General features: G+C 59.4%; 8 protein-coding genes. 7 read left to right on the plus strand and 1 reads right to left on the minus strand.

Going from position 1 to position 7,516, the window contains the following annotated elements:
- Window positions 1-101: 101 nt before the first annotated feature.
- The 7 genes from ACFE0K_RS06625 to ACFE0K_RS06655 all read left to right on the plus strand — a co-directional run bounded on the left by ACFE0K_RS06625 (window position 102) and on the right by ACFE0K_RS06655 (window position 7,259).
- The gene (locus ACFE0K_RS06625) at window positions 102-674 is read left to right on the plus strand and encodes a hypothetical protein (RefSeq protein ID WP_434535310.1); all 573 of its coding nucleotides are present in this window, start codon (window positions 102-104) and stop codon (window positions 672-674) included.
- A gap of 20 nt (window positions 675-694) precedes the next feature.
- Window positions 695-1,141 carry a hypothetical protein gene (locus ACFE0K_RS06630; RefSeq protein ID WP_434535311.1) on the plus strand — a complete coding sequence of 149 codons (447 nt, stop codon included), beginning with the start codon at window positions 695-697 and terminating at the stop codon, window positions 1,139-1,141.
- On the plus strand, window positions 1,138-1,971 hold the full coding sequence (locus ACFE0K_RS06635; RefSeq protein WP_434535312.1) for a hypothetical protein: 834 nt from the start codon (window positions 1,138-1,140) through the stop codon (window positions 1,969-1,971). The genes ACFE0K_RS06630 and ACFE0K_RS06635 overlap by 4 nt, the downstream gene beginning before the upstream one ends.
- 38 nt (window positions 1,972-2,009) lie before the next feature.
- The gene (locus ACFE0K_RS06640) at window positions 2,010-2,642 is read left to right on the plus strand and encodes a penicillin-binding protein activator LpoB (protein WP_434535313.1); all 633 of its coding nucleotides are present in this window, start codon (window positions 2,010-2,012) and stop codon (window positions 2,640-2,642) included.
- 71 nt (window positions 2,643-2,713) lie between these two features.
- Window positions 2,714-3,904: a PDZ domain-containing protein gene (locus tag ACFE0K_RS06645; RefSeq protein ID WP_434535314.1), complete on the plus strand. Its 1,191-nt coding sequence runs from the start codon at window positions 2,714-2,716 to the stop codon at window positions 3,902-3,904.
- Window positions 3,905-3,917: 13 nt separating this feature from the next.
- Entirely contained in the window at window positions 3,918-5,381 is a 1,464-nt protein-coding gene (locus ACFE0K_RS06650; RefSeq protein ID WP_434535315.1) for a hypothetical protein, read from the plus strand.
- A 195-nt stretch (window positions 5,382-5,576) separates the two neighbouring features.
- Entirely contained in the window at window positions 5,577-7,259 is a 1,683-nt protein-coding gene (locus tag ACFE0K_RS06655; RefSeq protein ID WP_434535316.1) for an alpha/beta fold hydrolase, read from the plus strand.
- A gap of 35 nt (window positions 7,260-7,294) precedes the next feature.
- Here the strand turns inward: ACFE0K_RS06655 and ACFE0K_RS06660 are convergent.
- The coding region (locus tag ACFE0K_RS06660; RefSeq protein WP_434535317.1) for a hypothetical protein at window positions 7,295-7,516 on the minus strand (222 nt) is incomplete at its 5' end.

Genomic DNA, 7,516 nt, shown 5'->3' on the forward strand with positions numbered 1-7,516 from the left:
CGACTGGATGGCAACGAGCGTCTCGCCGGTGAGCATTTCGAGGAATACCGTCAGTTCCGCCCCGACGGCCCGGTCCCCGGTGACAGTACAACACCCTGATCGTGGCAGAAACCGGCACCTCTCCCCGCAAGCTGGCCGATGGCGTCGGTCACTATGAGCTGGTCTACCGTCGCGGCAAGGGCTTTACCGAGAACCGCGCAAAGATTGCCGGTGAGGATCTCAATCAGAACCTCTACCCGGCGGAAGACGTGTTCTTCCAGGCGTCCACCCGAGGCGGCCGGGCGGTAGATCGCATCATCGAAGGCAAGGTGCAGTTCAAGCAGACCACCGGCAACGTGGGCGACGCCATGACCAGCCTCAGCGACAACAGCCTGATCACCGGCTTCGCCGCCGGTGCAGGGGGCGGTATTGCCGCTGGCTTCAACACCATTACCGCCATTGGTGTAGCCGCCCAGGGCATGTCTGCTCGAGCCAAGACGCGGGCTGACACTCGTTACTGGAGCAGCCTGCCCGACACTCTGCATCTGGGCAGCGCCCGGCTTTCCCCGGACACCCGAAACGCCAAGATCACCTTCACTAACAAGGCCGGCATCACCCAGCCGCCGGGCAGTAAACCCGCCCGCATTTTCTTCGACAAGAATGGCAACGGCGTTATTTTCGCCAGTGCCCGCTAACTCACGTTAAGGAGAACCCCATGCACGCGAAATTCGCCCTTGTCGCCGGTCTGCTGGCCGGTTCCTTGCTGGTCGGCTGCCAGAGCAGCAGCAAGCTGGAGCATGAACAACGCACGGCGCCGACTACCTACAACAGCGTCACATTCACCGATTACGACCTGAATCGTAATTTTAGTGGCGGCATTCCCGGTCCTCACAAGGTGTTCCGCTTTACCGCCGAACAACATGGCATTCGCCGCACACCGGCTAACACGTCGGAAGTCTTTGTCGTCCTGCGTAACCACACGGATTACAACGGCATCCTCGAAGCTCGTACCCAGTTCTTTGATCAGTCCGACATTCCCACCGACGTGGAACCGCGCTGGCAGCGAGTGGTGGTACCGGCCAACTCCACCAGTGTCTATCTGGAAAAATCCACCACCACCGCGCAACTGAAATACCGGGTGGAAGTGAGGCAGGCAAAATGAAGACTTTCGTCGCTCTCGCCTTGCCCTTCGCCTGGCTGGTCAGCAGCCAGAGTCTTGCTCAACAGGACCACCCTGCCACCGAGATGATGGCACCGGCACAGGTTCCCATGAGCGAGGAAGCCTACGCGGAAAGCCTCCGTGATCCGTCTAAGCGCCCACCTGAGCAGGACGTCATCCGCCGTTTTCGTCAGGCCTTTCCCGATCAGGGCAAACCGCGTATTGCGGTATTCTGGAATCGTGAATTCCCCAGCCGCGTCAGCGACTGGTACAGCCATTATCGCGGCAGTCTGAATGCCAAGGGCGAGCTGAGCGTCACCGGTAAGGATGCCCGTGAAGAAAAAGGCCGCGCCTCACTGACAATGGAACAGGAACGCCGCGGTGGGCTACGCACCAGCGATCGCAACGCCATTGCCATGGGTTTACAGGGCGGACTTATCAGCGCCTTCAAGCAAGGCGGCGCCACCGTCATTGATCAAGCCATGGCACAGCGCATCACCGATAACGCCCTGGAAGACGGCACCTTCGAACGCGCCTCCCCGGATCAATTGCGACTGCAGATGCGCGCCCTGTCCCAACAAGCGGATTACGTACTGGAACTGGTGGTAGGCAGCGACTTTGACCGCGATGGCCTGTACCAGGTGCGCGTGCTGTCCGTGAAAGATGCCAGCGTGCTCGCGGTTTTCAACACCGATGGCAAACCGCCGGGCAGTGAAGACCAGCACGCCTGGGTGGTGTCCGGCAGCGGCTTCGAAAAGCGCGATCGCCCACAGCCCATGAGCGCCACCGGCAAGGAAATTGCTCTGCATACCATGGCCCAGATGAGCCAGTAAGCACCGTATCTATCCACGAATTCCATGAGGGGAACACCATGAACGCTTTCAAACCCATCGCCATCCTCGGTGCCGCTGTGCTGATCAGCGCCTGCGCGCCATCCCGCGTCGATAACGCCGCCGGGCAATCCACCGTCTACCAGGACGTGGGCAGTGCCGGGCGGGTTCAAGGGGTTGGCATCGAATCCCAGGACGTGGTCGCCATGACCGACAAGATGATGCGCAGCTTGCTGTCCAACCCGATGGTATCCAACCGCGCCACGCCGCCGCGAGTATTGATCGACATGGAAGGCTTCAAGAACGAAAGCACCTCGGTAATCAATCTCAACATGCTGGCCAAGCGTCTTCAGATCGAACTCACTCGTGCCGCCAACGGCCGCATGGTGTTCGTCAATCGTCAGAACCTGGCCGCCATTCAGAAAGAGCGTGAAATCAAACGCGAAGGGCTGGTAGACGGCGGCACCATCCGCAAGACCCAGGCCACTGCCGGTGTCGACTACCAGATGTTTGCCACTATCACCTCCCAGGATGCCATCGACCGCCAGAGCCAGATGCGTCAGCGCTACCACTACATTTCCTTCGAAATGGTGGACATGGAACTGGGCACATTGGTGTGGGGTGATGGCTTTGAAATGAGCAAGGCCACCCAGGACAACGTGCTTTACCGCTAACCCTTTTCCTGTCCGCGGGCGTCACGGGAACGACCGCCCGCCTGGACAGACATTATCAGGAGAGAATCATCATGGAACGTATTTTTGCCTGCACCCGCTTGGGGGCGGTCGTGCTTGCTTCTGCAGTGCTGGGCGCCTGCGCCTCCAGTCATCACAACACCAGCCACAATGCCCTGGTCCAGGGACTGGCCATACAAAACAGCACCGCGCAAACCACTGTTAACGGTCAGGTGACCACCTCTACCGATACCAGCGCCTATCAGGCACAGGTGCTTCAGGCGAGCAAAACCGGCCAAACCGCCTGCGTAAAGGCCGAAGTGCAATCCGGCAAAATGGTCTACCATTCCACTCTTGTCGCGCCGGGCAATTTCCAGGTGCAGTCGCAGCACGGCGAAGGAGCCTGGCGCTGTGTCGATTACAGCAACAACGGCCAACACGTCTGGGCCCAGCTGGATTCCACCGCTCTGGCTGCTGGCGACCAGACACCCACCGGTGAACCGCTGGGCAAGGGCCTGCTCGGTATCCGATGGCTGCAGACCGAAGACAAGCATTTCCTGCGCATTACCGAGCTGCTGCCACTAAGCGCAGCACAGGAAAGCGGCCAACTGCAGGCCGGGGACCTGATTGTCGCCATCGGCGAAGATAAAAACGGCGAGATGACCGCCATATCGGGACGGTCAGTCAACGACCTGGTAGCCAGTATGCGTGGCGAACCGGGCACCTTCGCCCGCCTGAGTATCATGTCCCCGGGCAACGCCGGCACTCGTGAAGTCGTTCTGGAACGTCGTGAACAAACCGCAGAGCAGCAGGCGGCCATCCAGCAGCAAAAAATCGATGCCCTTGCGCTCAAGAACAACAGCGGCAAGTACCTGTCCCCCTATACCAGCGATGGTGTTACCGCCGAATGGGTCAACAAGGCCATCAATGTCTCCATGGGCAAGGCCACCGGGTCAGCCGTGGGTGGCGTTGCCGGCGCCTATGCCGCCAACAAGGTACTGGAAAACGTCCCCTTCGGCGGCATGCTCGGCGGTTTCCTGGGCTCCAAGGCCGGCAAGGCCGTGGGCGGCAACACCGCGTTGGAAGCCTCAGGTGGCTGGGATTTCATCCGCAACAGCTCGGACATTTCCTTTAACTCCATGAGTGACATGGCGCAATGGCTGGCCACCACCCACAGCACCAAGAGCAACTTTGTGGACGTAATCAAGGCCGCCGACAAGATCTACCCGGGCCTGCAAACCGCTGTGGCTAATTCGGCACGCTGATCAGGAGCCTACCATGTCAATTTTATCCGTTTACCGCTTCGCTCTGATCATGACCACCGTGCTGTTTGTCAGTGGTTGTATGAGCTATCGCTATGTGCCGGCAGAGGGAGAAACGCCTGCCGAAATGGATAGCACCCCATTGCCTGTCGCGTTTCAGGTTGAGCCTCCCACTGTGACCGGCAACCCCCAAATGGCCAAAAATAATCCCGAATGGGAGAAAATAGCCACTGCCATCGAGAGCTCAATAACGTCTCAGGCACAAGGGTTGTCCGCCGACGCACCAGCAAGTCAGTCTCCGTACCTGTCAGTGCATATGGAGAACTCCAAGGTCAAAATGAACTGGGGCCATTTCCTGATGTATATCGCCTCGCTGTTCACACTGCCGAGCAGTTCTGATCTGCAATTTGACAGCGAGCTCACCGTGGAGGCGGGAGGCGAAACCCTCTTCGCCTCCCAGACCAATGGCAGCATACGCAGCTATATCTCAGTCTATTCTCCGTCCGCACTTTTCGTTGGGAAAAAAGACCCGGCCATTGCTTCCCAGGCACTGACCAACGACATGATGGCTCGCCATCGACAAGCACTCGAACAATGGGTTGCTGCGGAAAAGCAAAAGTATGATCAGGAAGTCGCAGGAAAAGACATACTCGAGCAGCGTAAGTGGCTGATCGATAATCCCCGCAGCCTGTTTGCCGGTGACATTCTCGGCAATCTGGCCAGCCACACGCCGCATCGTGACACCCTGGGCTGGCACCAGGAAAACGTGTCCCTGTTCCCGGGCTACCTGGCTTTCCTGTCTGAAGAGGATGCGCTGTGGTTTGTTGGCCCTGATGGCCAGCGGGTAATCGATCTTGTGGACGCCGCCAAGCGTGGCACCAGCCAGTCGATCCTGGCTGCCCAGGTGGAAACACAGGGCCCCTATAAATTGTTCAGTGACGAGGAAATCCGTCGCCTGCGCAAGAGCGGGCTGTCCAGTGACCTGATTGCCGCCATGATCCGCAGCAGCGCCCAGCAGTCCGCACCGGCCTCCAGCCTCGCCAGCACGCCCCGCACCTCCCCTCAGGATAACGTTGCCGCTTTGCTGATTCCGGACAATAGTGGTGAATACATGAACCCTTGGACCAGCGACGGGGTGCTGGCAGAGTGGGTCGACAAGGCCATCAATGCCAAAATGGGCAGTGCCATCGGTTCTGCCGCCGGCGCCTATGCGGCGCAGAAAGCACTGGATAACGTGCCTTTCGTTGGTGGTTTCCTGGGCTCCAAGGTTGGCAAAAAAGTCGGTCACTCTGCCGCCATCAGTGCTTCCGGCGGCATGGAGTACATCCGCGAGACGTCCGATCAGTCTTTCCGTAACCTGGATGACATGGCCCGCTACCTGAAAGCCGTCCATGCAAACAATGGCAACTTCCAGGATGCCATCAAGGCCGCCGATGCCATCTACCCCGGGTTGATGCAATCCCTCGCTTCCTCGCAGTAACAGGCTCCATCGCGCCCACCCCCGACACCTTACCGGCCGGGGTGCGGCGCACTACCGACTTAACCCCCTCCCTCCAGCGTTTCCTGGGCATCGCCATGCCCCCTTCATCCCGTTCCCGTCCCGCTTAACGTAACCGTTACAGCCAGGCTCTGAAAATTTGCTAAGGTAATAAAGAGGGATAACTGGGGAGTTCACATGGATGTCGAACAAAAACAATGGGATGCACTGATCGGTCGCATCTACGAAACCGCTCTGTCACCAGGGGATTGGGGCGAACTGCTGGAACCCATGGTGGACTGGTGTCAGCAGGAACAGCAGGATCTGGTCAGCATGGAATCCCTGCTTGCGCACCTGGATCGGGCCGTGCGCAGCAGCAATCACATGCACTCCCAGGAAGACCAGAATCACCTGCTCAATGACATGACCAACCGTCTGCCCTGGCCCATGCTGATGCTGGATAACCAGCTACATGTGGTAAAACACAACTCGGCAGCGGACCGCATCATGACCTCGGGCCCGCTACGCATGGCCGATGGCGGCGCACTGATGCTCAGCGACCCCAAACTCAAGCAACAACTGCAGCAAGTAGTACGCCTGCAACGGGGCCGTGACAGCCAGCTGTTGCACTCTGAACAGGAAAAACTGGTGCTACTGTGCATGCCGGTATTCCGCTCGGATGCCCCGGATGAAGTGTCACGCATTACCACCGTGGTCTGGGTCTTTGCCGACCGGAGCGTCGCCGCGCCATCGATCCAGTCACTGGCGGACCTGTTCGGCATCTCTCCCGCAGAAGCCCGTTTGCTGCATCTGCTTTGTAAGGTCGGCAACCTCGGTCAGAGTGCCGAACTGCTCTCTGTCAGCGTGCATACCGCTCGCACCCAACTCAAATCGATCATGGGCAAAACCGGCATCAGCAGCCAGGTCGCCCTGGTCAGCCGGGCCATGAGTCATGCGTTGCTGGCAACCCCGACGCTCGCCACTCATGATGGTCGCGAAGAGCGCTTTATGGTGCTGCCCGACAATCGGGTACTGAGCTGGTTCGAGTACGGCTGCCCGGAAGGCAAGCCCCTGCTGGTAATGGAAAACCAGGCGGGCAACCTGCCCTGCCATGAACCTCACCATCAATGGTATGTCTCGCAGGGTTTGCGAGTACTGGTGGTGGTGCGCCCCGGCTTTGGCATCTCCACCCCCTGCCCGGACGGCAATTTCGTGGACTTCGCCGCAGACCTGCGCTACTTCTGCGAACGGCTGAATCTGCAAGACCCGATTCTGGCCGGCTATTGTTTCGGCGGGCCCTACGCACTAGCCGCCGCGGCCACGTATCCGTCACTGTTCGAGCGGGTCGGCGTCATTGGCAGCATCGTACCCTGGCAATACATGCAGGCCGGGCAACTGGACCCGATGCATAACCGGCTGCTGAAAATGGTGGACCGCGATCCCCGTCTCTTTATTTCCCTGGGCAAACTGGCCCTGCGCGGCGTGAACCGTTCACCGGAAAAATTCTTCTCCTTTTTCTCTCGGGTGCTGGATGACAAAGACGCCAGCCTGATCAACGACCCGGCGGTGCAGGCAATCACCCTGCCACAATTACGGCAGCGCTGGTTTCAGGGCGCCAGGGTGATCATTGATGACTATTTGCGGGTACTGCGACCCTGGGGATTTGAGCTGGCTGACATCACGATTCCCACCCTGGTCTGGCACGGCGCCCTGGATCGCAGCGTGCAACTGGAGCCGGCCCGGCTGATGGCACAGGCCATCCCCGGCGCCCGGTTTCATGTGCTGGAAGATCAGGGTCGTTATCCAGTGATTGAATGTTGGCGAGAGTTTATTGAGGACTTGGCTGGCTCGGTGTCCCAGACCATCACGCAGCGCGCCTGATGCGGAAAGGCCACCTCAGCCTGCTTTACCGTGGCTCACTGCGGGTTTGCTTGCTCCTCCAGGATGGCGCTACCCACCACCTCCAGAAACAGATCGAACTGATAGCCAAAACGCCAGCTGTCCCGGTCCAGTGACTCTAGGGAATGCCAATCCAGCACCTTTCCCCCGGCCAGCGCCGAGGTCGGTACTGGTCGCGGCCCTGGCGACAACCCCTGATCGGGATAGCAGCGGTAGCGATGGCAGCCGTTCTTCATCCC

Source organism: Alcanivorax sp. (assembly GCF_051117345.1).
GTDB lineage: Bacteria > Pseudomonadota > Gammaproteobacteria > Pseudomonadales > Alcanivoracaceae > Alcanivorax.